The following is a 25,214-nucleotide window of genomic DNA, read 5'->3' on the forward strand; positions in this document are numbered from 1 at the left end:
AGACGTTTGATGACGACCTATACGGATCATCTCGGCAGGCCCATCGTGGCGGTCACCGGCGTAGGCCTGGTGACGTCGCTCGGCACCGGCGTCGAGGACAATTGGCAGGCGCTGACCTCCGGCACGTCCGGCATCCACCCGATCACGCGCTTCCCGACCGATCATCTCAACACGACGATTGCCGGAACCGTCGATTTTCTCGAATCCAGCGACAAGGGCGCCAGCGCGCTGACCTATGAGCTGGCCGAGCTCGCAGGCACCGAAGCCGTCCAGGGGGCAGGTTTCGACACCGGCTATTTCGCCGGCCCGCTCTTCCTCGCATCGCCGCCCGTCGAGCTCGACTGGCACGAGCGTCTCGCGCTCTATTCAGCTGCGGATCTCGAAGCCCCCGAATATGAGCGCCTGCTTGCGGTGGCGCGCGAGCAGCTCAATCGAGAAACCTTCGATTCCGGCCAGTTCGGCGCGATCGCAGACCGCTTGGCTGATCGTTTTGGCACGGTCGGGCTTCCGATCACGCTGTCGACCGCCTGCGCTTCGGGCGCGACCGCGATCCAGCTCGGCGTCGAAGCGATCCGGCGCGGCGAATGCGACCGCGCGCTCGCGATCGGTGCAGACGGCTCCGCGACCGCCGAAGCGCTGATCCGCTTCTCGCTTCTCTCGGCACTGTCGACGCAGAACGGCAATCCCACGACGGCGTCAAAACCCTTCTCGAAGGACCGCGACGGCTTCGTTCTGGCCGAAGGCTCCGCCGCCCTCGTTCTCGAATCGCTCGAAAGCGCCCATGCACGCGGCGCGACCGTGCTCGGCATCATGCGCGGCTGCGGCGAAAAGGCCGACGACTTCCATCGCACCCGCTCCAAGCCTGATGGGTCGCCGGCTATCGCTGCGGTCACGGCGGCATTGGCCGATGCGGGCATGTCCGCCGACGAGATCGACTATGTGAATGCCCACGGCACCTCGACGCCGGAAAACGACAAGATGGAGCACATGTCGCTCTCGACCGTCTTCGGCGAGCGCATGAAGCGCGTTCCGGTGTCGTCCAACAAGTCGATGATCGGCCACACATTGTCGGCCGCCGGCGCGATCGAGGCGGTCATCTCGATCCTCACCATGGCGAAAGGCGTCATTCCGCCGACCATCAATTACGACCATCCGGACCCCGCGATCGAGCTCGACGTGGTGCCGAACGTGAAGCGCGAGGCGCAGGTTCGCTCCGTGCTTTCCAATTCCTTCGGCTTCGGCGGCCAGAACACCTGCCTTGTCATGGCGCGGGAACCGGTCTAGTCCGCAACGCCAGACCATCACGACAGCGGACATAACCAATGCGCGCACTGCAACTCGTCGAAGACCGACGGCTCGAAGCCGTTGATCTGCCGCCCCCTCCTCCGCCCGGCCGCGGCGAAGTCACCGTCCGTATCAAGGCCGTGGCGCTCAATCACATCGACGTCTGGGGCTGGCGCGGCATGGCCTTCGCCAAGCGCAAGATGCCACTCGTCATCGGTGCGGAAGCCTCCGGCGAAGTCGACACGGTCGGCGAAGGCGTAGCAAACCTGCTGCCCGGACAACTCGTCTCGATCTACGGCGCGCGCACCTGCGGCCATTGCCGTGCCTGCCGCGAGAAGCGCGACAATCTGTGCGAACACGTCTCCGGCGTGCACGGCTTCCATCTCGACGGCTTCGCGCAGGAACTCGTCAACCTGCCCGCGCGCCTCCTGATCCCCGCGCCTCCCGGCGTCGATGAGATCGGCGCGGCGGTCGCCCCGATCACCTTCGGCACGGTCGAGCATATGCTGTTCGACAATGCCAGGCTGGAACCCGGCGAAACGATCCTGATCCACGCCGGCGGCTCGGGCATCGGTTCGGCCGCGATCCAGCTCGCGCGCAAGATGGGCTGCACGATCATCACGACCGTCGGTTCCGATGACAAGATCGAGAAGGCCAAGGCGCTCGGCGCCGACCACGTCATCAACTACCGCGAGGACCGCTTCGAGGGTGTCGTGCGCAAGCTGACGAAGAAGAAGGGCGTCGATGTCGTCTTCGAGCATGTCGGCGCGGACACCTGGGCGGGCTCCATGCTCTGCATGAAACGCGGCGCGCGCCTCGTGACCTGTGGCTCGACCTCCGGCGTCTCCACCCAGATGAACCTCATGCAACTCTTCCAGCAGCAGCTCAAGATCCTCGGCTCGTTCGGCTGCCGCATGGAAAACATGACCAACGCCATGCAGAAGATGGCCGCTGGCCTCGTCAAGCCGGTCATCGATACCGAAGTCGGCTTCGACGACATCGGGCGGGCACTGGAGCGCATGGAAGGCCGCGACGTCTTCGGCAAGATCATCCTGCGGGTCTGATGACGAGACGCACATCCTTCCTGCGTCCGCTGATCGCGCGGACGCTGCAAATCCTGAAGCAGGTCGAATACTGGCTCATCGCGCAGCTTGCGATGGCCGTGCTCTGGCTCCTGCGCCGTTTGCCCCCCGACCGCGCGCTTGCGTTCGCCGATCGCGTCGCGCGCCGGATCGGCCCCTGGTTCGGTCGCCACAGCGTGGCGATGACGAACCTGCGCAACGCCTACCCCGAAAAGACCGAGCAGGAACTCGAAGCCATCGCCTCCGACATGTGGGGCAACATGGCGCGTCTGGCTGGCGAATACGTGTTTCTGGACCGGATTTTCGACTTCGTGCCCGGTTCGGAGACATCCGGGCGGGTCGAGGTGCAGGGCGAGGAGATTTTCGTCCGCATCCGCGACGATGGCCGGCCGCATATCGTCTTCACCGCGCATACGGGCAATTTCGAGCTGCTGCCGGTGGCCGCCGCGTCCTACGAACTGCCCGTGACGGCGCTGTTCCGTGCGCCGAACAATCCCTACATCGCCAAGTACGTTTTCTCGACCCGCGCCGAGGCCATGGGCGAAATGCTCGCCTCGCGCGCTGGCGCCGCCTTCGCGCTTGCCCGCATCCTGGAGCGCGGCGGCAATATCGGCGTGCTGGTCGACCAGAAATTCGCCCGCGGCGTCCGCACCACCTTCTTCGACCGGCCGTGCAACACCAGCCCGCTCGTCGCCAAGCTCGCGCGCCAGTACGATTGCGACGTCTACCCCGCCCGCTCGATCCGCCTTCCCGGCAACCGCTTCCGGCTGGAGGTCTACGACAAGCTCGACCTCCCGCGCACCGAAAAGGGCGCGGTCGACGTCAACGCCACGACGCAGATGCTGAACGACGTCGTGGAGGGCTGGGTGCGCGAGCATCCCGGCCAATGGATGTGGTTCCACAAGCGCTGGCAGATCGACTGATCAGTAGTAGTTCATAACCGCGTGCTTCGCTTCGGCGAAAAAGAGCCAGCGTTCCGTCAGCATGCCGATGACATGCGACACCACCGCCAGAACCGCCAGGACGATCGCCAGCGCATACGCTTCCGCGCCGGCAATGAGGATCGCGACGATCAGCACGGCCGGCATCACGCCGCCGAGGATGAAACTGATGGCGGCAAGCTTTTTCGCATGCTTGCGCGCGATGACGAAACCCATCTCGCGCGTCAGATAGCTGTCATTGCCGTGCGGGCTCTGGAACAGTTTGACGCGGCCGATGTCGCCTAGACCCGTCGCGCTCTCCGGCGTCGAAAGCGGTTGCAGCGTCTGCATGTTGCGCCGCCAGTAGAATTTCGTCGTCCAGGCCGCGATCAGGAAGACGAGCGCAACCAGCATCAGGAACAACGCGCCATTGCCGCCGATGATTGCAACCAGCAGGCCGAGAAGCCCGCCACCCGCGCCTGCGAAGAGCAGGTAGCAGGCCGGCGTCAGCGGCGTATGCCACGCCTGAACGGACTTGAGCGAGCCGTAGATCATCGCGGTGCAGTAGATGGTGGCGGCCGCGCCCGCCGCGCCCAGAAGCCCGGAGATCGGCAGATGGCGCGACTGGAAGATCGCCGCATAGGCGCTCATGCAGAGCGGGATGAAGGTCAGGATCGCCAGAACGCCTTCGCGCGACAGCCAACTCGTGCGCCATTGCGACAGCGCCCGCCACGCCCGCTGAGGATTGCCCAGATGCAGCGTGGACGACAGCAGTCCTCCGCCGATCAGCATGAGCGCGACAACATGCGCGACCTTGGTCACGGCGAGGCTCGGGTCGAGAAACCCCAGACCGAGCATAATGGCAAGCCCGTAGCCGAGGCCCGACATGGTCGTGAAGGCGATGATGGAAAGCGCGGGATGCATGTGTGCGTCAGATCCGATCCAGCACGCCGTCGAGCCAGGCGAAGAAACCCTTGGCGCCCTCGGTGTTTTCGGCAAGCGGCACGGCACTCGCCGCGAGCGACCGGCGCGGGCGTGGCGGCAGGTATTTGTTGACGGGCCGCGTGCCCTGCTCGGGCATCAGGTCGATCCCGCCGCGCTCGGCCACCATGATCGACACCGCCGAACCCGGATCGGCCAGATCGCCGAAGTGCCGCGCATTGGTCGGGCATGTGCGCACGCAGGACGGCACGCGATCGACCTCGTCGATCGTCTCGTTGTAGATGCGGTCGATGCACAAGGTGCACTTCTTCATGACGCCGGCGGCAAGGTCCATCTCGCGCGCGCCGTAGGGGCACGCCCAGGCGCAGAGCCCGCAGCCGATGCACATATCCTCGTCCACCAGCACGATGCCGTCGTCGGTACGCTTGTAGGACGCGCCTGTCGGGCAAACGGTGACGCAGGGCGCATCCTCGCAATGCAGGCAGGATTTCGGGAAATGCACGATCCGCGCCTCCCCCGCCTCGCCGACGATCTCGCCGCCTTCGGGCACGACCTCATAGGAATGGACCCGGTTCAGGAACGTGCCGGACACGTCAGGCCCGTACGGGTCCTGGTCCGACAACGCCGCGCCGTAGCCGCCGGTGTTCCACTCCTTGCAGGAAACGACGCAGGCATGGCAGCCCACGCAGACATCGAGATCGATGACGAGGCCGAGCTTCTTCGGGGTGGCGTATGCGGGAAGGCTGGTCATGCGAACGCCTCTTCGCTTACGGCAGCGAACAACCCCCACTCCGGCCCTTCGGGCCACCTCTCCCCCTCAAAAGGGGAGAGGAAACCAAGCTGGAAAAGTGCCGGCATTGCGGCAGCGGATTTCCTCTCCCCCAGACAGGGGGAGAGGTGGACGCGAAGCGGACGGAGTGGGGGTGATTTGCGGCAGAACATCACGAACTCCACTCCTGCCCATATCGCAACTCGGCCGGGTGCTCGGGCGTCATGTCCGCCTGCGGCGCCACATGCGGCTCGCTCACTTCGCCCGGCTCCGCCTTCACGATGCGCACGCGCAGGTCATACCACGCCGCCTGCCCCGTGATCGGGTCGGAGTTCGACCAGCGCATGCCGTCGCCCTTGGGCGGCAAGAGCTCGTGGATCAGATGGTTCATCAAAAAGCCCTTGCCGGCCTCGGGCGATTTCGGGTCAAGCGCCCACGCTCCGCCGCGCTTGCCGATCGCGTTCCACGTCCAGATCGTGTCGCGGTTGGCCGCATCGGTGCGCGCGACCGGCACTTTTATGCGGCCATGATGCGAGATCAGCCAGACCCAGTCGCCATCCCTGAGATCGTGCCTGTCGCAGATCGGACCCGGCACGAAGAGCGCGTTGCTGGTGTGGATCTGGCGCAGCCAGGCATTCATCGAGCCCCAGGAATGGTACATCGCCATCGGCCGCTGGGTGATCGCGTGATAGGGGAATTCCTCGCCGTCGACGGCCGCTTCCTCGAGCGGCTTGTACCACGCCGGCAAAGGCGTGAACGCGTCGAGAATGCGCTGGCGGTGGATTTCTGGTGCCATTGGCTCGCGCAAACCCTGCGCTGAAAGCCGGAACTTCTGCATCTCCTCGGAATAGAGCTGGAAGGTCACCGGCTGCGGCGTATCGTAAAAACCCATCTTCACGGCGAATTCCTGATACGCCGCATTGGCATGCTTGAAGAACTGCGCCTCCAGCGGGATATGCACCGTGTGGAACGAACCGTTCTCGATGTAGCGCTTGAGCTGGTCGCGATTGGCTGCACCCCTGCCCTCGCGATCGCCGTTCACGCCCCGGAAGCCGGCGAGAGGCCCGATGCCGGGACGCCGCTCGTGGCGGACGATGTAATCGGCATAGTCGGCATAGAGAGCCGTGCCCCGGCTGTCGACGAAGCCCGGCAACCGCAACCGCGCACCGAGATCGATCAGCACGCTCTGGAACCCGCGCACGTCGCGATCCGGCTCCACCACCGGCCAGCGGATGGCGTCGTTCACCGCGTCGGGTTCGGAGATCGGCCGGTCGAGCATCGAGATGCAGTCGTGCCGTTCCAGATAGGTCGTGTCCGGCAGGATCAAATCGGCATAGGCGACCATCTCGGACGAATAGGCGTCGGAATAGATGATCTTCGGGATGCGGTATTCGCCCGTCGCCGGATCCTTGTCCTCCAGCATCTTCATGACGCCGCCGGTGTTCATCGACGAGTTCCACGCCATGTTGGCCATGTAGAGGAACATCACGTCGACCGGGTATGGATCGCCCGCATGCGCGTTGGCGATCACCATGTGCATCAGGCCATGCGCCGAGATCGGCGCTTCCCACGAGAACGCCTTGTCGATGCGCGCGGGCTTGCCGTCCGCATCCACAAGCAAATCTTCGGGTCCGAGCGGAAAACCGAGATGCGGCCCCGACAGCGGCTGGTTGGAGCCGAAATGCTCTGACCTGCCGTGCGGACGCGGATGCGCAGACAGCGGCTTGGGATAAGGCGGCTCGAAGCGGAAGCCGCCGGGGCAATCGACCGCGCCGATCAGCACCTGCAGCATATGCAGCGCGCGCGCTGTCTGGAAACCGTTCGAATGCGCCGAGATGCCGCGCATCGCATGAAACGACACCGGCCGGCCCACGAAGGTTTGATGCCGCTCGCCATACATGTCGGTCCAGGGCTGCTCGACCGTGATCGCCTCGTCGAAGGCGACTCTGCCGATTTCGGCGGCCAGTCCGCGAATGATGGCCGCATCGATGCCGACTCTGTCGGCCACCGCATCGGGCGAATGCCTGTCGTCGAGATATTCCTCCGCGAGCAACTGGAACGACGGTACAGCAAATCGCCCGTCCTCCAGTTGAACCCGGCCTGAAAGCGATGGACGCGCGCCCCGCGTGCCTGCCGGCACGACGCGTTCGGTCACCGTCTCGTAGACCAGCGGGCGCTTTTCGGCGTCACGGGCGAACAGGCCGTGATCGGCCGTTCCCGGCGCATCGATCACCAGCCAGGGCGCGTTCGAATACCGGACGAGATAATCGACGTCGATCCGCCTCGCCTTCAGAAGCTCGTGCACGACGGCGAGGATCATGAGCCCATCGGTGCCCGGCCGCACGCCGATCCAGTTGTCCGCGACCGCCGAATACCCCGTGCGGACGGGATTGACCGAGACGAAACGCGCGCCGCGCTTCTTCAGCTTCGAGATGCCGATCTTGATCGGGTTGGAATCGTGGTCTTCCGCGACGCCAAACAGGACGAAGAGCTTGGTCCGGTCCCAGTCGGGCGCGCCGAATTCCCAGAACGCGCCGCCGATCGTCATGATGCCGGCGGCCGCCATGTTGACCGAGCAGAAGCCGCCATGCGCGGCATAGTTGGGCGTGCCGAATTGCTGCGCCCAGAAGCTGGTGAGCGACTGCGACTGGTCGCGCCCGGTGAAGAAGGCGAGTTTCTTGGGATCACGGTTGCGCGTCTCGCCAAGCCATTCCGTGGCAAGGCCAAGCGCCTCCTCCCACGAGATTTCCTTGAACTCGCCCGAACCACGCGGGCCTACGCGCAGCATCGGCGCGTGCAGTCGGGCCGGCGCATAATGCTGCATGATGCCGGCAGACCCCTTCGCGCACAGCACCCCCTTGTTGACCGGGTGGTCGCGGTTGCCCTCGATGTAGCGGATCTTGCCGTCCTTGAGATGCACATCGATCCCGCAGCGGCATGCACACATGTAGCATGTCGTCTTGCGGACCTCGTCCGACACCGGCTTGGAAAGATCGATCTGATGATCCAGCATGAAAGCTCCTCACCGGCACAGGTCTAGTGAAGGCCGGAGGGGATTGAAATGCCCTGCGCGCGACTAAGTGTGGAATATTATTCCGCAACGCGTCGGCGGAAAAAGAGTGGCGGCCGAGTATCAGTTTTCGACGATGATCCGGGTGTTGCCCGGCCCGACATGGCGCACCAGGCGATAGAACGCCTCCGCGTTCGGCGTGGCCAGTCTCACGCAGCCATGCGACGCAGGCGTGCCGAGGCGATTGACCGACGTCGTCCCATGCACCGCCCAGCCGCGATCGTAGAACACCGCGAACGGCATCGGCGCGTTGTCATAGGTTCGCGACAGCCACAGCGTGTGCAGGCGCTGCGGCCGGAACTCGCCGCGCGGTGTCGTATAGCCCTGCGCGGCGGTCGAAACCGGCCAGTCGTACAACACCTTGCCGTAATGGGTGACGGTCATCCGCTGCGCCGCCACATCGACACGCGCGACGAGTGTGGACGCCTGCGCGCTCCACGCGGAGCCCAGAAGTGCCGCGGCCATGCAAAAGCCGCCCCAGAAGCGCCTCATCATCTCAACCCCATGCCTTCGCCCACCGAATGCTATCGTTCCGACCTCACATGGTCGGCGGCCAGTCTGACGCCAATTTCCTAACAATCCCTCGCCGGCCGCCCGGTCCTCTGGCCCTGCCCTGCCTCTTCCGTGGCCCAACATCGCTGGCTTGTCGGCGCGCAAGCGTCCTGCTCATCTGTGGTCATGTTTGAAAAGCTCTTCCGCGCCATCGACGACCGGCGAGACGACCTCGTCGCTCTCACCCAGGACCTGATCCGGTTCCCGACGATCAACCCTCCCGGCGAAGCGTACACGCCATGCGCCGAATATCTCGGCGAACGCCTTCGCAAGCGCGGTTTCGGCGTCGAATATGTTCGCGGCGAAGGCACCCCGGGCGACAGCGATCGCTATCCGCGAACGAACGTCGTGGCCCGCTTCGACGGCCGCAGCGCTGGCCCGACCGTGCATTTCAACTCGCATATCGATGTGGTGGAAGCGGGAGAAGGCTGGACGCTCGACCCGTTCGAAGGCGTGGTGAAGGACGGCCGCATCTACGGGCGCGGCGCCTGCGACATGAAGGGCGGACTGGCGGCATCGGTCATCGCCGCCGAAACCTTCATGGCGGTCTTCCCAGATTTTCCCGGCGCGATCGAGATATCCGGCACGGTCGACGAGGAATCGGGCGGCTATGGCGGCGTCGCCTACCTCGCCTCGAAAGGCTATTTCTCAAAACCCCGCGTCGATCACGTCATCATCCCCGAGCCCCTGAACAAGGACCGCATCTGCCTCGGCCATCGCGGCGTCTGGTGGGCGGAGATCGAGACCAAGGGCTCGATCGCGCATGGGTCGATGCCCTTCCTCGGCGATTCGGCCATCCGCCACATGAGCGCGGTGCTGACGGCGTTCGAGGAGGATCTGTTCCCGGCACTCGACCGCAAGCAGACGCGCATGCCTGTCGTGCCGGAGGGCGCGCGCCGCTCCACCATGAACATCAACTCGATCCATGGCGGCCAGACGGAGGACTATTTTCCCGGCTTCCCGGCGCCCAACGTGCCGGATTCGTGCCGCACTGTCATCGACCGCCGCTTCCTGCTGGAAGAATCGATCGACGACGTGAAGGACGAAGTGACGTCCATTCTCGACCGCCTCAAGCGCGAACGGCCGAAATTCGACTATTCGATCCGCGATCTCTTCGAAGTCCAGCCGCTGATGACCGAGCGCGATTCGCCGGTCGTGGAGGCCGTGGCCGAAGGCATCCGCGAAATCTTCGGCAAGGAGCCGGACTACGTCATTTCGCCGGGAACCTACGACCAGAAGCACGTCGCGCGGATCGGGCACCTGTTCGACTGCATCGCCTACGGTCCCGGTGTGCTCGATCTGGCGCATCGTCCCGACGAATGGGTCGGCATCGAGGACATGATCCAGTCGGCCAAGGTGATGGCGGTCGGTCTCAACCGGCTGTTGCGCGACGGCCGGGCGTGACTGCCCGATTGATCATTTCGTGCCACCGCATGCGGCGCTGCCGCAATTCCATTTCACGCAGCAGCGTTGCAATGCAACAAACGCGATTTACTCCCCGGCCGTTTCGCGCTTTGATCGCCGGGAACACATCGTCTGCCGGGAGACAGTCATGACGCATTTCAAATCGATCCTTGTCGCGACCGCAATCGCGCTCGCTTGCTCGACAGCGGCTCAGGCCGCCCGCACCGACCTCGTGATCGGCGTGGTTCTCGAGCCGCCGCACCTCGACCCCACGGCAGGCGCCGCCGCCGCGATCGACGAAATCGTCTACGCCAACCTCTTCGAGGGACTGACGCGCATCGGCTCGAAGGGCGAAGTGCTGCCCGCGCTCGCCGAAAGCTGGGAAATCTCCGACGACGGAAAGGTTTACACCTTCAAGCTCCATTCCGGCGTGAAGTTTCACGACGGCGCCGACTTCACCGCCGACGATGTGAAATTCTCGCTCGACCGCGCCCGCGCCGACGATTCGACCAACGCGCAGAAGACACTCTTTGCCGCGATCGACACGGTCGAAGTGGTTGATCCGACGACCGTGAAGGTAGCGCTCAAGACCCCGCAGGGCTCGTTCCTCTACAATATGGGCTGGGGCGATGCCGTCATCGTCGACGAGGCTTCCGCCGCCGGCAACAAGGAGACTCCCGTCGGCACCGGTCCGTTCAAGTTCCAATCCTGGGCCAAGGGCTCGGCTGTCACGCTGGTGAAGAACCCCGATTATTGGGGCGAGCCGGTCGCGCTCGAAAAGGCGGAATTCCGCGTCGTGCCGGACGCCGCCGCTGCAATTCCCGCGCTGCTCTCGGGCGACGTTCAGGCATTCGCGAATGCCCCTGTCGGCGACGCGTTGGCGCAGATCGAATCCGATCCCCGCTTCAAGGTCGTGATCGGCTCGACTGAGGGCGAGACGCTCCTGTCGATGAACAACGGCAAGGAGCCCTTCGACAAGCTGGAAGTGCGCCAGGCGATTGCCCATGCGCTCAACCGCGACGAAATCATCGTCGGCGCTTCGAACGGCTTCGGCACGCCGATCGGCTCGCACTTCTCGCCCGCCAACGCGGCCTATGTCGACCTGACCGGCACCTACCCGCATGATGTCGAGAAGGCGAAACAGCTTCTGGCCGACGCCGGCTACCCGGACGGCTTCTCGGCCACGATCAAGCTGCCGCCACCGCCCTACGCCCGCCTCGGCGGCGAGATCATCGCCTCGGAACTGCGCCAGGTCGGCATTAATCTGGAGATCATTCCGGTCGAGTGGGCCGACTGGCTTTCCCAGGTCTTCACCGACAAGAACTACGACCTGACGATCGTCTCGCACACCGAGCCGAACGACATCGATATCTACTCGCGGCCGGACTACTACTTCAATTACAAGAACCCCGAGTTCAACAAGGTCATCGAGGAACTGAACGTCACGGCCGACGAGGCCAAGCGCAATGAGCTTTACGGCCAGGCCCAGAAGATCCTCGCCGACGACGCCGTGGCAGGCTTCCTCTTCCAGTTGCCCAAGGTCGGCATCTGGGATGCCAAGCTGCAGGGCATGTGGGAAAACTCGCCCATACAGGCGACGGACCTGACCGGAGTGAGCTGGTCGGAATAAAGATGGCGTAGACCAGTCTGTACGACATGTACTCTACGTTGCCCCCCTCTGGCCTGCCGGCCATCTCCCCCACAAGGGGGGAGATCGTCCCGCATAAGCCTCTGCGCTTTTCCTTCGACGCTGGAGATTGGCGACAGCGAAGATGCAGGCTGATCTCCCCGCTTGTGGGGGAGATGGCCGGCAGGCCAGAGGGGGGCAACGTAGAACGCCGGCATCGGAACTTCCCGCTACCATCGTCATGACCGCCTTCCTGCTCACATGACCGCCTTCCTGCTCAAGCGACTTGCCATTGGCGCGATCACACTCCTGGTCGCGTCGATCGTCGTCTTTGCGATCATGGAAGTGCTGCCCGGCGACCCCGCCGTGTTGATGCTGGGCATGAACGCCACGCCAGAGGCGCTGGAGACGCTGCGGACGCAGATGGGCCTCGGCGACCCGGTGTTCCTGCGCTACCTGAACTGGGTCAGCGGAATGCTGGTCGGCGATTTCGGCCGCTCCTACACCTATTCCTCGCCCGTCAGCACGCTCATAGCCGAACGCATCGTGGTGTCCCTGCCGCTCGCGATCATTTCGCTCCTGCTGTCGACCGCAATCGCCATACCCGTCGGCATCTTTGCCGCCGCAAGGCGCGGCCGGCTGCCGGACACGGTTTCGATGGGAACGGCGCAGATCGGCGTCGCCATTCCAAACTTCTGGTTCGCGCTCTTGCTCATCTACGTCTTCGCGGTCTGGCTGCGGCTGGTCCCGGCCGGCGGCTTTGCCGGCTGGAACGCCGGCATATGGCCGGGCATCAAATCGCTGATCCTGCCGGCGGTCGCACTCGCGATGCCGCAGGCGGCGATCCTCGCGCGTGTGACACGCTCCGCCATGCTGGAAGTCCTTGGCGAAGACTATATCCGCACCGCGCGCGCCAAAGGCATGCCGCGTCAGGTCGTCTTGTGGCGGCACGCACTGCGCAACGCCATGATCCCCGTCCTCACCATTCTCGGCCTCCAGTTCTCGTTCCTGCTTGCCGGCACGATCATCATCGAGAACGTCTTCTACCTGCCCGGCCTTGGCCGCCTCGTCTTCCAGGCGATCACCCAGCGCGACCTGATCGTGGTGGAAGGCGTGGTCATGCTGCTCGTCGCAAGCGTCGTGGTCGTCAACCTCATCGTCGACATTCTCTACGCGGTCGTCGATCCCCGGCTCCGGGTGCGAACATGACCGATATGTCCGTCGGTATCGAACCGTCCGGCGCGCGCGCCGTCCTGAAGCAGGCATTCGCCAATCGCTCGTTCCTGATCGGCTTCCTGATCACGGTGCTGATCGCGCTGACGGCGCTCGTCTCGTTCCTGTGGACGCCATACGACGTCACCAACCTCGTCGTCGCCGACCGCATGAAGGGCCTGTCGCTAGACCACCCCTTCGGCACCGACCATTTCGGCCGCGATATCCTGTCCATGATCATGGTCGGCGCGCGCAATTCGATCGCGGTCGCCGTCGTCGCGGTCGGCATCGGCATCGCCATCGGCGTGCCGCTGGGCTGTTGGGCGGCAGCACGCGGCGGCTGGCTCGACGAGGTGGTGATGCGCTTCAACGACCTCGTCTTCGCATTCCCCGCGCTCCTGTCGGCCGTCATGATCACGGCCATCTTCGGCCCCGGCGCCGTCAATGCCATCATCGCGATCGGCATCTTCAACGTACCCGTCTTCGCACGCGTCGCGCGCGCAGGCGCCCTGTCGCTCTGGCCGCGCGAATATGTTCTCGCCGCGCGCGCCGCCGGCAAGGGCAAGACGCTGATCACGATCGAACACATCCTGCCCAACATCGCCTCGCTGCTCCTCGTCCAGGGAACGATCCAGTTCGCGCTGGGCATTCTGGCCGAAGCGGGACTGTCCTATCTGGGCCTCGGCACGCAGCCGCCCATGCCGACCTGGGGTCGCATGCTGTTCGACGCCCAGACGCGCATGATGATCGCGCCGCATCTGGCGATCTTTCCCGGCCTTGCCATCGTCGTGACCGTGCTCGGCCTCAATCTTCTTGGCGACGGCCTGCGCGACGTCCTCGATCCGAGACTGAGGCGCGAGCGATGAGCCTCCTCGAAATCGAGAATCTGCGCCTCGAGATCGGCGGAACGCCGATCCTGAAAGACATCGACCTCACGATTGCCGAAGGCGAGGTCATGGGCCTCGTCGGCGAATCCGGCTCGGGCAAGTCGATGACGGCCCTGACGATCATGAAACTGCTGCCGGATGCCGCGCGTGCGGCGGGGCGCATCACCTTCGACGGCATCGACATCCTCGCGGCCCCTGAAGCCGCCATGAACCGGCTGCGCGGCGACGACATCGGCATGGTGTTCCAGGAGCCGATGACGGCACTGAACCCGGTCAAGACGATCGGCGAGCAGGTGGCGGAAGGCATTCGCTGGCACACGAGAGCCAACCGCCGCGATGCCGAGGATGCGGCGCGGCAAATCCTCGACCGGGTCGGCCTGCCGGAAGCCCAGTTCCCGCTCTCGCGCTACCCGCATGAACTGTCCGGCGGCCAGCGCCAGCGCGTCGTCATCGCCATCGCCTGCGCGTTGAAACCGAAGCTCCTGATCGCCGACGAACCCACCACCGCGCTCGACGTCGTCCTGCAGAAGCAGATCCTCGAACTGCTTCGCGACCTCGTCGACGAACGCAGGATGGGTCTTCTCCTGATTTCGCACGATCTCGCCGTGGTGGCCGACATGGCCGACCGCGTGACCATCATGCGCCACGGCGAGGTGATGGAAGACGGCGAGACGGCCCAAACCCTCTCTGCTCAGCTTCATCCCTACACGCGCCAGCTTGCACAGGCATCGATGCACGTGCCGGATCGGAAGCGGCATTCGGCGGCAGCGCTTTCACCCCCACCCCTTACCGCTACCCACAACGGGGAGGGAGATTTTGAGGAGTTGGCGCCAGTCGCTTCCGTCGCCGGGGTCACGCCGGAGCGGACGTCCCTCTCCCCCTTGTGGGGAGGGGTAAGGGGTGGGGGTACTGGCGCGGGCAAATCCACCGCCGCTCTGTTGTCCGTCGAGAACATAACCCGCGACTATCCCGGACGCCGCACCTCGCTCTTCTCACATCCAAAGCCGTTCCGCGCCGTCTCGGACGTTTCCTTCACTCTCGACGCCGGCCAGTCGATCGCGCTGGTGGGACGCTCGGGCTGCGGAAAGTCCACGCTCGCGCGCATGATCCTGGCGCTGGACAGGCCGACCGCCGGCGAAATCCGCCTCGACGGCCAAGAATTGAGCGCATTGGACGAGGCTGCCTTGAAGCCGCATCGCCGCAAGATGCAGGTGGTCTTCCAGGACCCCTACGGCTCGTTCAATCCGAGGCACAAGGTCGAACGGCTCGTCGCCGAGCCCCTTCATCTCCTCGAAAAGCAGCCGACGCCGTCTGAACGGCGCGAAATGGTGGCATCCGCGCTCCACGAGGTGGGCCTGAGCCCGCGCGACATGGAAAAATACCCGCACGAATTTTCCGGCGGCCAGCGCCAGCGCATCTCGATCGCGCGCGCGATCATCACCCGCCCCCGGCTGGTGGTGGCCGACGAGCCGGTCTCCGCGCTCGACGTATCGATCCGCGCCCAAATCCTCGATCTCTTCGCAGACCTGAATTCCAGGCTTGGCGTCGCCTATCTCTTCATCACGCACGATTTGACGGTCGCGCGCGCGATTACAGACCAGGTGATGGTCATGCACGATGGCAGGATCGTCGAGCGCGGCGCCACCGCAGACGTACTGGACCACCCGCAATCGGATGCGGCAAAGGCACTGGTTGCGGCGGCCCCCGACCTGCACCGGGCCCTCAGGCGCAAGCTCGGCGAACAGGGCTAGAGCATCGGACCGAAAAGTGGAATCCGGTTTTCGGATTATTCCGATGCTCAAACAAAGAGATTTACGCCGGATCGACCACGTCCTGCGGCTTCAGCCGCAGCATCTCAAGCGTCCGCGCCAGAAGCCTCACCTCGTGCGCGTCGAGGTCCTGATCGGCCTTGGCGATCTCGGCCAGATGCCGGGCCAACTGGATGCGGCGGTCGCGCGGGTATTCACGAAAGATTTGCAATGCCTGCGCGGTCGTCGTCTCGTAGCCGTAGTCGTGCAGATAGCTGATGACCTTGGCGAAGCTTTCCTCGCCGATGCCGAACGTCTCGGCGCAGATGCGCTTCAGCGTCGCGAGTTCCTCCTCGCTCACCTCGCCATCGGCCAGCACCATGCGGAACAGCAGCAGGATTTCCGCCGACAGCGACGGATCGTCAGCCACCTTGCGCACCGCGGGATCGCCATCGAAGAGCGACTTGATCCGCGCAATTACATCGAACGCCATCGCGTGCTCCTCGCATGAAGACATGATCGCCCAACGCTAGTCCATTGCAACGCAAACAGGAAACCGGATTCAGCGTTATCCCGGAGCAGTTTTCACGGAACGAGTTCCCGCTTGCGAAACGTCATCACGTGTGATGCAAGCGGTTTCCAGTTCTGCAGGCCCCCCAATGTTCCCCGACCTTGCCATCGAGATTGTCCTTCTGCTTGCCGCAGCCGCGTTTCTCGCAGGCTTCATCGATTCGATTGCGGGCGGCGGCGGGCTGATCACGATCCCGGCCCTGCTGCTCGCCGGTTTCGCCCCGGTCGAAGCGCTCGGGACGAACAAGCTTCAGAGCATCTTCGGCGCGACATCCGCAACGATCGCCTACGCCTCGAAGGGCCATGTCGATCTGAAAACGCAATTGCCGTCGGCCATCCTGTCGTTCCTCGGCGCGGTCGCTGGAGCCGCTGTGGCAACGGTGCTGCCGGGCGAATGGCTGAACGCGATGCTTCCTCCGATGCTCGTCGCGATCGCGCTTTACTTCGCCTTCAAGCCGAACATGAACGACGTCGACCGGGCGCGGCGCATCACGCCCTTCGTCTTCGGCATGACTGTCGTGCCGATGATCGGCTTCTATGACGGCGTCTTCGGGCCGGGCGCCGGCTCGTTCTTCATGCTCGCCTTCGTCGCTCTCGCGGGCTACGGGGTGCTCAAGGCGACGGCCCACACCAAACTGCTCAATCTTGCCTCGAACCTCGGCGGTTTCGCCGCCTTCGCGGCGGTCGGCGCCGTTTCCTGGCGCATCGGCCTGATGATGGGCATCTGCCAGTTCATCGGCGCGCGCATCGGCGCGGGCGTGGCGATGAAGAGGGGCGCGCGCATCATCAAGCCGCTGCTGGTCTGCACCTGCCTGGTGTTGGCGGCAAGGCTGCTCTGGACCTGAGGTGCGGTTGGAAGCCGCGGGACTTCTGCCGGTCCGCGCTTTGCGCTAATCTGCGCCGATGAGACCCGAACGTCCCCTCCCCGACAGGCCCGCCCGCCCGGGCGCGACGATCGTCGCCACGGAGACGTTCGAACTGATGAAGGTGCCGGCACCGGCCGGTCTTTCCCACCTCGTTCATGACATCGCGCTTTACCGCGAACGCTCCGGCGCGCCGATCCGGCAGGTCGAGATTGCCTCTCTGGTCGTGCCGGTGCTGATCGGCTTCGCGGAGCCGTTCGAAATCGCGCTCGGGCGCGAGCCGGGCAAGTCGGATGCGTATCAAAGCTTCACCTCCGGCCTGTGCCTGAAACCGGTCAACATCCGCTCCGCCGGCGGCTGCTCCTGCCTCGAATTCACCCTGACGCCGCTCGGCGCCCGCTTGTTCTTCGGCCTGCCGATGAGCGAACTGACGGAACGCATGCTCGTTCTCGATGATGTGAACGACCGCCCGCTGGCGCGTCTGCGCGAACGGCTGGGCAACGAGCCGGACTGGAACCGACGGTTCGATCTCGCCGCAGCATTCCTCACGCTCCGACTGCGCGAGGCGCCGGCGGCCAACCCCGCCACGAACTGGGCCTACCAGACCATCGTCGCCAGCGGCGGCCGGATATCGGTGGAAGCGCTCGCCACAAAACTCGACTGGAGCCGCAAACATCTGGCCGCGCGGTTCAGGCAGGAAATCGGGCTTCCGCCCAAGCAGGTCGCGCGCATCGCACGGTTCAGCCGTGCCCAGACTTTGGCCGTGTCCCGGCGCGAGAACGGCTGGGCCGATATCGCCGCCGCATGCGGCTATGCGGACCAGGCCCATCTGGTGCGCGAATTTCGCGAATTCTCCGGTTCGACGCCTGCGGCGTGGCTCGCCGTCGCGGCCTGATCGAAGGTTACATTCCTTCAATCCAGCGCACCGAAAACGCGGCATCCTGCGTCTCTGGACCAGACAACGGAGACAATCATGACCGCCACGAGCATCGAACCCCCACGCATCTATCCGACATTCCGCTTCCGCGATGCCGCGCGGATGATCGACTTTCTCGTCAAGGCCTTCGGCTTCGCGGTCCATGCCCGCTACGACCGCCCGGACGGCGGCGTGGGCCACGCGGAACTCGCACTCGGGTCATCCATGATCATGTGCGGCGACACCGCCGACGACGCCTTCGGCGCGATGGTCGGACAGCCGGGCGAGCCGGCCGGCAAGTCGCTCTACATCGCCGTCGAGGAGGTCGATGCGCTCTTCGATCGAGCCACCAAAGCCGGCGCGACGATCGAACAGGGGCTGACCGATCGCGACTATGGCAGCCGCGAATTCATCTGCCGCGATCCCGAAGGCAACATCTGGACGTTCGGCACCTACTGGCCGAAGGCGAACTGCTGACGCTATCGCGCCGCGGCCAACAGCGCATCCACATCGAGATGGCGTTCCAGATGCTCGGCGATGGCGTCGAGCGCGGTCTCGACACCCTGGCGGTAATTGCCGCCGCCGGTGGCGAGCCCGAGATCGGCCAGAAACCGCCGCCGAAACCCGTCGGCACCAAACGCGCCGTGAAGATACGTGCCCCAGACGCGCCCGTCCGGCGACGACGCGCCGTCGGGCACACCGTCGATCGTCAGGACCGGTCGCAGCGTATCCGTTCCCGTCGTCCGCCCGAGGTGGATTTCGTAGCCGGACATGTCCTCGTCGAAGACGAGCGAACGCGCGGCGACGTTGCGCACCGTCTTGTCCGGTTCCAGCACGGTCTCCACGTCGAGCATGCCGAGCCCGTCCGCCTCGCGAACCGTCCCCTCGACGCCATGCGGATCGCGCACGACGCGGCCGAGCATCTGGTAGCCGCCGCAGATGCCGACGACGCGGCCTCCCCGCCGCCGATGCGCGGCCAGATCGCGATCCCATCCATTGTCGCGGAACATCGCGAGGTCGGCGATCGTCGCCTTCGAGCCGGGAATGACGACGAGCGACGCGTCCGCCGGCAAGGGCCGGCCCGGCGGCACGAACACGACATCGACGCCGGCTTCGGCCCGCAGCGGATCGAGATCGTCAAAATTCGCGATGCGCGACAGCATCGGAACCGCTACCTTGCAGGCCGGCCCCGCCTCGCTCACCGCGCGTTCGAGCACGACCGAATCCTCCGACGGCAGCAACGCCGCCTCGCGCAGCCACGGCACCACGCCGAAGGACCGCCACCCGGTAAAGCGCGTGATGGCTTCAAGCCCGTCGTCAAAGAGGCTCAGATCACCGCGGAACTTGTTGATCAGATAGCCCGCGATCATGCGCCGGTCGTCCTCCGGCAAGATCAGATGCGTGCCCGCGACCGCCGCGATCACCCCGCCCCTGTCGATGTCGCCGACGAGCACGACGGGCACGTCGGCCTTCGTGGCGAAGCCCATATTGGCGATGTCACGGTCGCGCAAATTGATTTCCGCCGGCGATCCCGCGCCTTCGACGATGATCAGGTCTGCGCCGTCCTTCAGCCGCGTCCACGAATCCATGACAGCATCCATGAGTTCGGCCTTGCGCGTCTGGTAGTCGCGCGCTTGCGCTTCGCCGCGCATTTTGCCCTGCACGACGACCTGCGCACCCACATCCGATTGCGGCTTCAGGAGAACCGGGTTCATGTGCACGCTCGGCGGCACGCCACAGGCCAGCGCCTGAAGCCATTGCGCCCGCCCGATCTCGCCCCCCATCGCCTCGCCCGGAATGTCGGCCACGGCGGCATTGTTGGACATGTTCTGCGGCTTGAAAGGCCGCACGGACAGCCCGCGATTGCGCGCCACGCGGCACAGCCCGGCCACCAGAACCGTCTTGCCGACATCGGAGCCGGTCCCTTGCAGCATGAGCGCGCGCGTCACCGGCAGGCGCCTTTGCGGTGAAGACAGTATGCTTCGTTGTTCACATCACGCACTTTCCGTTATCGCACCTGCGCACAGCGCCTTTGCGGGCCGGCGCATTGCACGCCTGCCTCAATGGTCTAGATTGCAGATCACGCACAAGCGAAAACAAGAAGGCCAAGGGCCGTTCAGGGAGGATGCCATGGACGCTGCTGTCGATGCGACCGCAAACCAGTTCGACTTGAACGAAGACCAGCGCGCGATACAGGAGATGACGGCGGGCTTCGCCGCCGACCGCGTCGCGCCCTATGCGCTCGACTGGGACAAGGAGCGCTTCTTCCCCTCCAGCGTCATCCGCGAGACCGGGCAGCTCGGCTTCGGCGGCATCTACATCCGCGAGGATGTCGGCGGGTCCGGCCTCGGCCGCCTCGACGCGGTGCTGATCTTCGAGGCGCTGGCCGCCGCCTGTCCCGGCTTTTCGTCGATGATCTCGATCCACAACATGTCGGCCTGGATGATCGACATGTTCGGCTCGGACGAGCAGCGCCAGCGCTTCCTGCCCAAGATGACGTCGATGGAATGGCTGGCGAGCTACGCGCTGACCGAACCCGGCTCCGGCTCCGACGCTGCCGCGTTGCGCGCAAAGGCGGTCCGTTCCGGCGACCATTACGTCCTGAGCGGGACCAAGCAGTTCATCTCGGGTGCGGGCGAGTCCGACCTCTACGTCGTGATGGTCCGCACCGGCGAGGACGGCCCCAAGGGCATCTCGACCATAGTGATCCCGAAGGACGCGCCGGGCCTGTCTTTCGGACCGAGCGAAAGCAAGATGGGCTGGCACATGCAGCCAACCCGTCAGGTCATCTTCGAGGACTGCAAGGTGCCTGCCGAAAATGTCCTCTCGGGCGAAGGCGCGGGCTTCCGCATCGCCATGGCCGGCCTCGACGGCGGCCGCCTCAACATCGCCGCCTGCTCGCTCGGCGGCGCGCAATCGGCGCTCGACAAGGCGCTGGCCTATGCGGGCGAGCGCCAGGCATTCGGCAAGACGATCGACCAGTTCCAGGCGCTGCAGTTCAAGCTGGCTGACATGGAAACCAACCTTCAGGCATCCCGCGTCATGCTCTATGCAGCCGCGTCCAGGCTCGACCGGAAATCGCCCGACGCGTCGAAATGGTCGGCCATGGCCAAGCGCTTCGTCACCGACACCTGTTTCGACATCGCCAACGACGCGCTCCAGGTCCATGGCGGCTACGGCTATCTGCATGAATACGGCGTCGAGAAACTCGTGCGCGACCTGCGGGTCCACCAGATTCTCGAAGGCACCAACGAGATCATGCGGGTCATCATCGCGCGGCATCTGATCGGGCGTTAGGGGAATAGGGCAGTAGGGGGAATCGCTGGATTCCTCTTTCGACCATCGAAGCAGACGACCGAACTTCATCCCTACTGCCTTACTCCCTTACTGCCTTACTCCCCTACTGCCCTACCCCGGAGGAACCCACCATGACGACAATCGCATTCATCGGCCTCGGCAATATGGGCAATCCCATGGCCGCCAATCTGGTCAAGGCCGGCCACACCGTGCACGGCTTCGACCTGATGCCGGAAAACCTGAAGATCGCCGGCGAAAACGGCGTCACCGTCATGGCGAATGCCGCTGCTGCGGCCAAGGACGCGGATGTCGTCATCACCATGCTGCCCGCCGGCAAGCACGTCCTGTCGGTCTATGAGGACATCGCGTCCACGGCGGCGAAGGGCACGCTGTTCATCGATTCATCGACCATCGACGTCGATTCCGCCCGCAAGGCGCATGCGATCGCCTCGGCGGCCGGCATGCTCTCCATCGATGCGCCGGTATCGGGCGGCGTCGGCGGCGCGGAAGCCGGCACCTTGACCTTCATGGCAGGCGGCTCGCCGGACGCCTTCGCGAGGGCAGAGCCGATCCTCCAGCCGATGGCCGGCAAGATCGTGCATTGCGGCGATGGCGGCGCGGGACAGGCAGCCAAGATCTGCAACAACATGATCCTCGGCATCTCGATGATCGGCGTCGGCGAAGCCTTCGTTCTCGCCGAAAAGCTCGGTCTCTCGCATCAGGCGCTGTTCGACGTCGCGTCCACCTCGTCCGGACAGTGCTGGTCGCTCACCACCTACTGCCCGGTGCCAGGCCCCGTGCCGACGTCACCCGCCAACCGCGACTACAAACCGGGCTTCGCCGCCGCACTCATGCTGAAGGATTTGAAGCTCGCGCAGGAAGCGGCCCAGAGCGCCGGCGCGGTCACGCCATTGGGGGCCGAAGCCGCCCAGCTCTACGCGCTTTTCAACGCCATGGGCCACGGCGGAACGGATTTTTCCGGCATCGTCCGCTTTCTGCGCGGCGACGTGTCCTGACGCTGGGTCAGCGCGCTTCGCGCATGGCCCGGCAGAAAATCGCCCGATTCATACTTGCTTAAGCTCTCGCTAACCGCGCGGTAACGATGTCGCTGTAAAACGGTTTTTAAGGCGGTGATCGCAACCGCCCTCCGCTCCGGATCAGGTATTGCGTACCGGAGCAGTTAGTTTCGCAGTGTATCGAGTTCGCGAAACGCCATGCGTATATTTGGCAAAGACCGCGTTTCTCCCCGCCCGGAGAGCGCGGTTTTTCCATACTCATCGGCCTGTATTTCTACCGACGAAGAAAGCGCGGGCCTCAGCTTTTGCGGCTGAGACGGTTGTAGTTGGTCTTGACCTTGCTGCTCGACGGCCTGAGCGCTGCATGAACCGCACGCTCCATCGCGACCCCGTTCCAGAGCGACGGCGTCTGCCCGGACATCACCTCAAGCCAGAACCGTGACGCCGACTGCACGAGCGACATCTGCGCCGCCACCGTTCCCTCGACGACAGCCGCGGCCTTCTCGGAAACCGCGCGGACGGTTTCGACACGCCACGGATTGAGGCCGTTCGCCTCGTCGGTGAGCAGCGGCATGCGCAAGGCGGCGACCGCCGGCGCGAGCATGAGCCCACCGGTGAGTGTGGCAGTCGAGCGGATGGATTTATTGGATGGACGTCTGGTCATGCAAAACCTCGTTCCCGGACAATTCCGGTATCTCCACCCTGTGCGGAGTCTATCCTGAGCGTCAGGGTATAGATACCCTCGACCCGCTCATTTCGGCTGGAATTGCGGGTCAACGGGCGGGCGCAGGCCGTTTGCGAGGCGATTGGTCTCGTTCGCCATGCCCACGACGGCCAGAAGCTCCATCAACTGCGCGTTGCTCATGCCCTTCGCACGGGCCGAGGCCGTATGCGAATAGGTGCAGTATTCGCAGCCATTCGTGGCCGAGACGGCGATGTAGATCAGTTCCTTGGTGAGCGGATCAAGCGCGCCCGGCCCCATCACCTGCTTGATGTCTTCCCAGGTGCGTTTGAGCCCGGCCGGATCGTGCGCCAGCACCTTCCAGAAATTGTTGATCCAGTCGGTGCCGCGCGTCTGCATGATGTCGTCATAGACCGCGCGGACCTCGGGCGAGGCGTCCTCGTACTCGATTGGAGAAACGATCGGAGGCGTCGTCATCTGAATACTCCTTTTGGCCGGTATCGTTACGACTGTCAGCGGGTCGCCTGCTGGCGTAGTGTGCCATCGTCAATACTGGAGGAAATCCGATGCCGACAAGCGTGAAAGAGATGATGGCTGCGGCAAACGCCGCTATTCCGAAAATATCGCCCGATCAGGCACAAAAGCTGATGAGAGAGAAAAACGCCCTCGTCGTGGACGTGCGAGACCCTGCCGAAGTAGAGGCCAGCGGCAAGGTGAAGGGCGCGATCAACATACCCCGCGGCATGCTGGAATTTCGCGCCGACGACGAGACGCAATATTTCGACAAATCCTTCTCGAAGGACCGGCCGGTCATCGTCTATTGCGCATCCGGCGGCCGCTCCGCACTGAGCGGCAAGACGCTCAAGGACATGGGGTATACCGAGGTGCACAATCTCGGCGGGTTCAAGGATTGGGCCGAGAGCGGCGGTGACGTCGAAAAATGAGGCTGGACGCCTCCCCGGCTGCAACCGGAGAGGCGACCAACTCACTATTTGCGCAGATCGGCTTCGGCGAGATCGAGCGCCTTGCCGATGCGCTCGGCCGCCATGTCGATCGTTTCCTTGGTCCAGATCAGGGGCGGCGACAGGATCATGGTGTCGCCGGTCGCGCGCAGCATCATGCCCTGCGCGATCGCGTGGTCACGCACGACGACGGCCGCCGCGCCCTCGCCCGGAAACCGCTCGCGCGTCTCCTTGTCCTTCACGATCTCGATCGCGCCCATCAGGCCGAACGTCCGGACCTGTCCCACGATCCCCTTGTCGGCCAGAGCCTCGGTCAGCGCCTTGCGGAAATACGGGCCCGTCTCTTCGCGTACGCGATCGACCAGCCCCTCCTTCTCGATCACGTCCAGATTTGCCAGCGCCACCGCGCAGGCCACGGGGTGCCCGGCATAGGTGTAGCCGTGATAGAACTCACCGCCCTTGTCGACGATCGTCTTGGCGATGCGGTCGCCGACGAACAGCGCGGACAACGGCTGATAGCCCGATGTGAGGGCCTTTGCCGTCGTGATCGTGTCGGCCTCGATACCCATCGACTGCGCCGCGAACCACTCGCCCGTGCGGCCATAGCCGGTGATGACCTCATCGAGCATCAGGAGGACGTCGTATTTGCGGCAGATGCGCTGAACCTCCGGCCAGTAGCTCGCCGGCGGGATCTTGACGCCGCCCGCCCCCTGGATCGGCTCGCCGATGAAAGCCGCGACCTTGTCGGCGCCTGCATCGAGGATCGCGTCCTCGATCGCCTTTGCCGCCCGAATGCCGAAATCATGCTCGCTTTCGCCCGGCAGCGCGAGCTCGAACGCGTAGGGCATCATGACATGGACGATGCCCGGCACCGCACCGCCAAGCTGCTCATGCATGCCCGTCATGCCGCCCAGCGACGCGCCGGCGACGGTCGAGCCGTGATAGGCCATCTTGCGCGAGATGATCAGGTTCTTCTCGGGCCTGCCCTCGAGCGCCCAGTAGTGCCGCACGAGCCGCAACGCGGTGTCGTTCGATTCCGAACCCGACGAGCCGTAGAACACCTGGCTCAGGCCCTCGGGCGCGATCTCGGCGAGCTTTTTCGCAAGCAGCACCGGCGTCGGCGTCGAGCACCGGAAGAAGGAATTGTAATACGGCAATTCCTTCATCTGCTCATAGGCGGCCTCGGCAAGTTCGTGCCGGCCGTAGCCGACATTCACGCACCACAGGCCGGCCATGCCGTCGAGAAGTTCGTTGCCTTCGGAATCGTAGATGAACGGACCATTCGCGCGCGTGATGATGCGGGTGCCCGCATTGCGCAGATCCTTGTGGTCGGTGAACGGGTGGAGATGATGCGCGGCATCGATCTCCTGAAGCTGCTTCAGGGAAAAGTTCTGGTATGTCATAGGCTTGT

The 25,214-nt window shown here is 64.6% G+C and carries 23 protein-coding genes; 14 read left to right on the forward strand and 9 right to left on the reverse strand.

Annotated elements, in window-relative coordinates:
* The first annotated feature begins 9 nt into the window (after positions 1–9).
* The 3 genes from AAFN55_RS15170 to AAFN55_RS15180 are packed head-to-tail and all read left to right on the forward strand — an operon-like array spanning position 10 to position 3,289.
* Complete coding sequence (locus AAFN55_RS15170) at positions 10–1,284, forward strand: beta-ketoacyl-ACP synthase (protein WP_347799663.1); 1,275 nt, start codon at positions 10–12, stop codon at positions 1,282–1,284.
* Between the two features lie 38 nt (positions 1,285–1,322).
* Complete coding sequence (locus AAFN55_RS15175) at positions 1,323–2,348, forward strand: zinc-binding dehydrogenase (protein WP_347799664.1); 1,026 nt, start codon at positions 1,323–1,325, stop codon at positions 2,346–2,348.
* Complete coding sequence (locus tag AAFN55_RS15180; protein ID WP_347799665.1) at positions 2,348–3,289, forward strand: lipid A biosynthesis lauroyl acyltransferase; 942 nt, start codon at positions 2,348–2,350, stop codon at positions 3,287–3,289. Before AAFN55_RS15175 ends, AAFN55_RS15180 begins: the two co-directional genes overlap by 1 nt.
* Here the strand turns inward: AAFN55_RS15180 and AAFN55_RS15185 are convergent, their stop codons facing one another.
* The 4 genes from AAFN55_RS15185 to AAFN55_RS15200 form a co-directional block, all read right to left on the reverse strand.
* Positions 3,290–4,210, reverse strand: a complete 921-nt coding sequence (locus AAFN55_RS15185) for a DmsC/YnfH family molybdoenzyme membrane anchor subunit (RefSeq protein ID WP_347799666.1) — start codon at positions 4,208–4,210, stop codon at positions 3,290–3,292.
* 7 nt (positions 4,211–4,217) lie between these two features.
* Complete coding sequence (locus AAFN55_RS15190) at positions 4,218–4,979, reverse strand: 4Fe-4S dicluster domain-containing protein (RefSeq protein WP_347799667.1); 762 nt, start codon at positions 4,977–4,979, stop codon at positions 4,218–4,220.
* Between the two features lie 190 nt (positions 4,980–5,169).
* Positions 5,170–8,010 (reverse strand): molybdopterin oxidoreductase family protein, encoded by a 2,841-nt coding sequence (locus AAFN55_RS15195; RefSeq protein ID WP_347799668.1) that lies wholly within the window; start codon positions 8,008–8,010, stop codon positions 5,170–5,172.
* 120 nt (positions 8,011–8,130) lie between these two features.
* Complete coding sequence (locus AAFN55_RS15200; RefSeq protein ID WP_347799669.1) at positions 8,131–8,532, reverse strand: L,D-transpeptidase; 402 nt, start codon at positions 8,530–8,532, stop codon at positions 8,131–8,133.
* A gap of 213 nt (positions 8,533–8,745) precedes the next feature.
* On the opposite strand from AAFN55_RS15200, the gene AAFN55_RS15205 reads away from it, so the two are divergent.
* From AAFN55_RS15205 to AAFN55_RS15225, 5 genes are all read left to right on the forward strand, one after another.
* On the forward strand, positions 8,746–10,023 hold the full coding sequence (locus AAFN55_RS15205; protein WP_347799670.1) for an acetylornithine deacetylase/succinyl-diaminopimelate desuccinylase family protein: 1,278 nt from the start codon (positions 8,746–8,748) through the stop codon (positions 10,021–10,023).
* 148 nt (positions 10,024–10,171) lie between these two features.
* Positions 10,172–11,653, forward strand: a complete 1,482-nt coding sequence (locus tag AAFN55_RS15210; RefSeq protein ID WP_347799671.1) for an ABC transporter substrate-binding protein — start codon at positions 10,172–10,174, stop codon at positions 11,651–11,653.
* Positions 11,654–11,911: 258 nt separating this feature from the next.
* Positions 11,912–12,859, forward strand: a complete 948-nt coding sequence (locus AAFN55_RS15215) for an ABC transporter permease (protein WP_347799672.1) — start codon at positions 11,912–11,914, stop codon at positions 12,857–12,859.
* Positions 12,856–13,728, forward strand: a complete 873-nt coding sequence (locus AAFN55_RS15220; RefSeq protein WP_347799673.1) for an ABC transporter permease — start codon at positions 12,856–12,858, stop codon at positions 13,726–13,728. Before AAFN55_RS15215 ends, AAFN55_RS15220 begins: the two co-directional genes overlap by 4 nt.
* Entirely contained in the window at positions 13,725–15,500 is a 1,776-nt protein-coding gene (locus tag AAFN55_RS15225; protein WP_347799674.1) for a dipeptide ABC transporter ATP-binding protein, read from the forward strand. The genes AAFN55_RS15220 and AAFN55_RS15225 overlap by 4 nt, the downstream gene beginning before the upstream one ends.
* A 61-nt stretch (positions 15,501–15,561) precedes the next feature.
* On the opposite strand, the gene AAFN55_RS15230 is transcribed toward AAFN55_RS15225, so the two are convergent.
* The gene (locus AAFN55_RS15230) at positions 15,562–15,990 is read right to left on the reverse strand and encodes a TerB family tellurite resistance protein (protein ID WP_347799675.1); all 429 of its coding nucleotides are present in this window, start codon (positions 15,988–15,990) and stop codon (positions 15,562–15,564) included.
* Positions 15,991–16,156: 166 nt separating this feature from the next.
* Between AAFN55_RS15230 and AAFN55_RS15235 the strand changes: the two genes are divergently transcribed.
* The 3 genes from AAFN55_RS15235 (at position 16,157) to AAFN55_RS15245 (ending at position 18,323) form a co-directional block, all read left to right on the forward strand.
* The gene (locus tag AAFN55_RS15235) at positions 16,157–16,912 is read left to right on the forward strand and encodes a TSUP family transporter (RefSeq protein ID WP_347799676.1); all 756 of its coding nucleotides are present in this window, start codon (positions 16,157–16,159) and stop codon (positions 16,910–16,912) included.
* A gap of 58 nt (positions 16,913–16,970) precedes the next feature.
* Complete coding sequence (locus AAFN55_RS15240; protein WP_347799677.1) at positions 16,971–17,825, forward strand: AraC family transcriptional regulator; 855 nt, start codon at positions 16,971–16,973, stop codon at positions 17,823–17,825.
* A gap of 78 nt (positions 17,826–17,903) precedes the next feature.
* The gene (locus AAFN55_RS15245; RefSeq protein WP_347799678.1) at positions 17,904–18,323 is read left to right on the forward strand and encodes a VOC family protein; all 420 of its coding nucleotides are present in this window, start codon (positions 17,904–17,906) and stop codon (positions 18,321–18,323) included.
* A 2-nt stretch (positions 18,324–18,325) separates the two neighbouring features.
* Here AAFN55_RS15245 and AAFN55_RS15250 read toward each other — a convergent pair whose 3' ends face one another.
* Complete coding sequence (locus tag AAFN55_RS15250; RefSeq protein WP_347799679.1) at positions 18,326–19,795, reverse strand: cobyric acid synthase; 1,470 nt, start codon at positions 19,793–19,795, stop codon at positions 18,326–18,328.
* A gap of 181 nt (positions 19,796–19,976) precedes the next feature.
* On the opposite strand from AAFN55_RS15250, the gene AAFN55_RS15255 reads away from it, so the two are divergent.
* The gene (locus AAFN55_RS15255) at positions 19,977–21,143 is read left to right on the forward strand and encodes an isobutyryl-CoA dehydrogenase (RefSeq protein WP_347799680.1); all 1,167 of its coding nucleotides are present in this window, start codon (positions 19,977–19,979) and stop codon (positions 21,141–21,143) included.
* A 131-nt stretch (positions 21,144–21,274) separates the two neighbouring features.
* Positions 21,275–22,159 (forward strand): 3-hydroxyisobutyrate dehydrogenase, encoded by an 885-nt coding sequence (gene mmsB / locus AAFN55_RS15260; RefSeq protein ID WP_347799681.1) that lies wholly within the window; start codon positions 21,275–21,277, stop codon positions 22,157–22,159.
* 298 nt (positions 22,160–22,457) lie between these two features.
* Here mmsB and AAFN55_RS15265 read toward each other — a convergent pair whose 3' ends face one another.
* Positions 22,458–22,823 carry a hypothetical protein gene (locus tag AAFN55_RS15265; RefSeq protein ID WP_347799682.1) on the reverse strand — a complete coding sequence of 122 codons (366 nt, stop codon included), beginning with the start codon at positions 22,821–22,823 and terminating at the stop codon, positions 22,458–22,460.
* Between the two features lie 87 nt (positions 22,824–22,910).
* Complete coding sequence (locus AAFN55_RS15270) at positions 22,911–23,318, reverse strand: carboxymuconolactone decarboxylase family protein (RefSeq protein ID WP_347799683.1); 408 nt, start codon at positions 23,316–23,318, stop codon at positions 22,911–22,913.
* Positions 23,319–23,407: 89 nt separating this feature from the next.
* Between AAFN55_RS15270 and AAFN55_RS15275 the strand changes: the two genes are divergently transcribed.
* On the forward strand, positions 23,408–23,785 hold the full coding sequence (locus AAFN55_RS15275; RefSeq protein WP_347799684.1) for a rhodanese-like domain-containing protein: 378 nt from the start codon (positions 23,408–23,410) through the stop codon (positions 23,783–23,785).
* 44 nt (positions 23,786–23,829) lie between these two features.
* On the opposite strand, the gene AAFN55_RS15280 is transcribed toward AAFN55_RS15275, so the two are convergent.
* A complete protein-coding gene (locus AAFN55_RS15280) occupies positions 23,830–25,206 on the reverse strand; it encodes an aspartate aminotransferase family protein (RefSeq protein WP_347799685.1) in 1,377 nt (458 codons plus the stop codon).
* Between the last annotated feature and the right edge of the window lie 8 nt (positions 25,207–25,214).

The sequence above is a fragment of the Mesorhizobium sp. CAU 1732 genome (genome assembly GCF_039888675.1).
In the GTDB taxonomy this organism is placed as follows: Bacteria; Pseudomonadota; Alphaproteobacteria; order Rhizobiales; family Rhizobiaceae; genus Aerobium.

Excerpts from the sequence above, each read along its gene's own strand:
- AAFN55_RS15215 (WP_347799672.1), top strand. The coding sequence starts at position 11,912 with ATGACCGCCTTCCTGCTCAAGCGACTTGCCATTGGCGCGATCACACTC.
- AAFN55_RS15240 (WP_347799677.1), top strand. The coding sequence starts at position 16,971 with ATGAGACCCGAACGTCCCCTCCCCGACAGGCCCGCCCGCCCGGGCGCG.
- AAFN55_RS15255 (WP_347799680.1), top strand. The coding sequence starts at position 19,977 with ATGGACGCTGCTGTCGATGCGACCGCAAACCAGTTCGACTTGAACGAA.
- AAFN55_RS15230 (WP_347799675.1), bottom strand. The coding sequence starts at position 15,990 with ATGGCGTTCGATGTAATTGCGCGGATCAAGTCGCTCTTCGATGGCGAT.
- AAFN55_RS15210 (WP_347799671.1), top strand. The coding sequence starts at position 10,172 with ATGACGCATTTCAAATCGATCCTTGTCGCGACCGCAATCGCGCTCGCT.
- AAFN55_RS15280 (WP_347799685.1), bottom strand. The coding sequence starts at position 25,206 with ATGACATACCAGAACTTTTCCCTGAAGCAGCTTCAGGAGATCGATGCC.
- AAFN55_RS15175 (WP_347799664.1), top strand. The coding sequence starts at position 1,323 with ATGCGCGCACTGCAACTCGTCGAAGACCGACGGCTCGAAGCCGTTGAT.
- AAFN55_RS15220 (WP_347799673.1), top strand. The coding sequence starts at position 12,856 with ATGACCGATATGTCCGTCGGTATCGAACCGTCCGGCGCGCGCGCCGTC.
- AAFN55_RS15195 (WP_347799668.1), bottom strand. The coding sequence starts at position 8,010 with ATGCTGGATCATCAGATCGATCTTTCCAAGCCGGTGTCGGACGAGGTC.
- AAFN55_RS15245 (WP_347799678.1), top strand. The coding sequence starts at position 17,904 with ATGACCGCCACGAGCATCGAACCCCCACGCATCTATCCGACATTCCGC.
- AAFN55_RS15225 (WP_347799674.1), top strand. The coding sequence starts at position 13,725 with ATGAGCCTCCTCGAAATCGAGAATCTGCGCCTCGAGATCGGCGGAACG.
- AAFN55_RS15205 (WP_347799670.1), top strand. The coding sequence starts at position 8,746 with ATGTTTGAAAAGCTCTTCCGCGCCATCGACGACCGGCGAGACGACCTC.
- AAFN55_RS15190 (WP_347799667.1), bottom strand. The coding sequence starts at position 4,979 with ATGACCAGCCTTCCCGCATACGCCACCCCGAAGAAGCTCGGCCTCGTC.
- mmsB (WP_347799681.1), top strand. The coding sequence starts at position 21,275 with ATGACGACAATCGCATTCATCGGCCTCGGCAATATGGGCAATCCCATG.
- AAFN55_RS15265 (WP_347799682.1), bottom strand. The coding sequence starts at position 22,823 with ATGACCAGACGTCCATCCAATAAATCCATCCGCTCGACTGCCACACTC.
- AAFN55_RS15185 (WP_347799666.1), bottom strand. The coding sequence starts at position 4,210 with ATGCATCCCGCGCTTTCCATCATCGCCTTCACGACCATGTCGGGCCTC.
- AAFN55_RS15235 (WP_347799676.1), top strand. The coding sequence starts at position 16,157 with ATGTTCCCCGACCTTGCCATCGAGATTGTCCTTCTGCTTGCCGCAGCC.
- AAFN55_RS15270 (WP_347799683.1), bottom strand. The coding sequence starts at position 23,318 with ATGACGACGCCTCCGATCGTTTCTCCAATCGAGTACGAGGACGCCTCG.
- AAFN55_RS15170 (WP_347799663.1), top strand. The coding sequence starts at position 10 with ATGACGACCTATACGGATCATCTCGGCAGGCCCATCGTGGCGGTCACC.
- AAFN55_RS15275 (WP_347799684.1), top strand. The coding sequence starts at position 23,408 with ATGCCGACAAGCGTGAAAGAGATGATGGCTGCGGCAAACGCCGCTATT.
- AAFN55_RS15180 (WP_347799665.1), top strand. The coding sequence starts at position 2,348 with ATGACGAGACGCACATCCTTCCTGCGTCCGCTGATCGCGCGGACGCTG.
- AAFN55_RS15200 (WP_347799669.1), bottom strand. The coding sequence starts at position 8,532 with ATGGCCGCGGCACTTCTGGGCTCCGCGTGGAGCGCGCAGGCGTCCACA.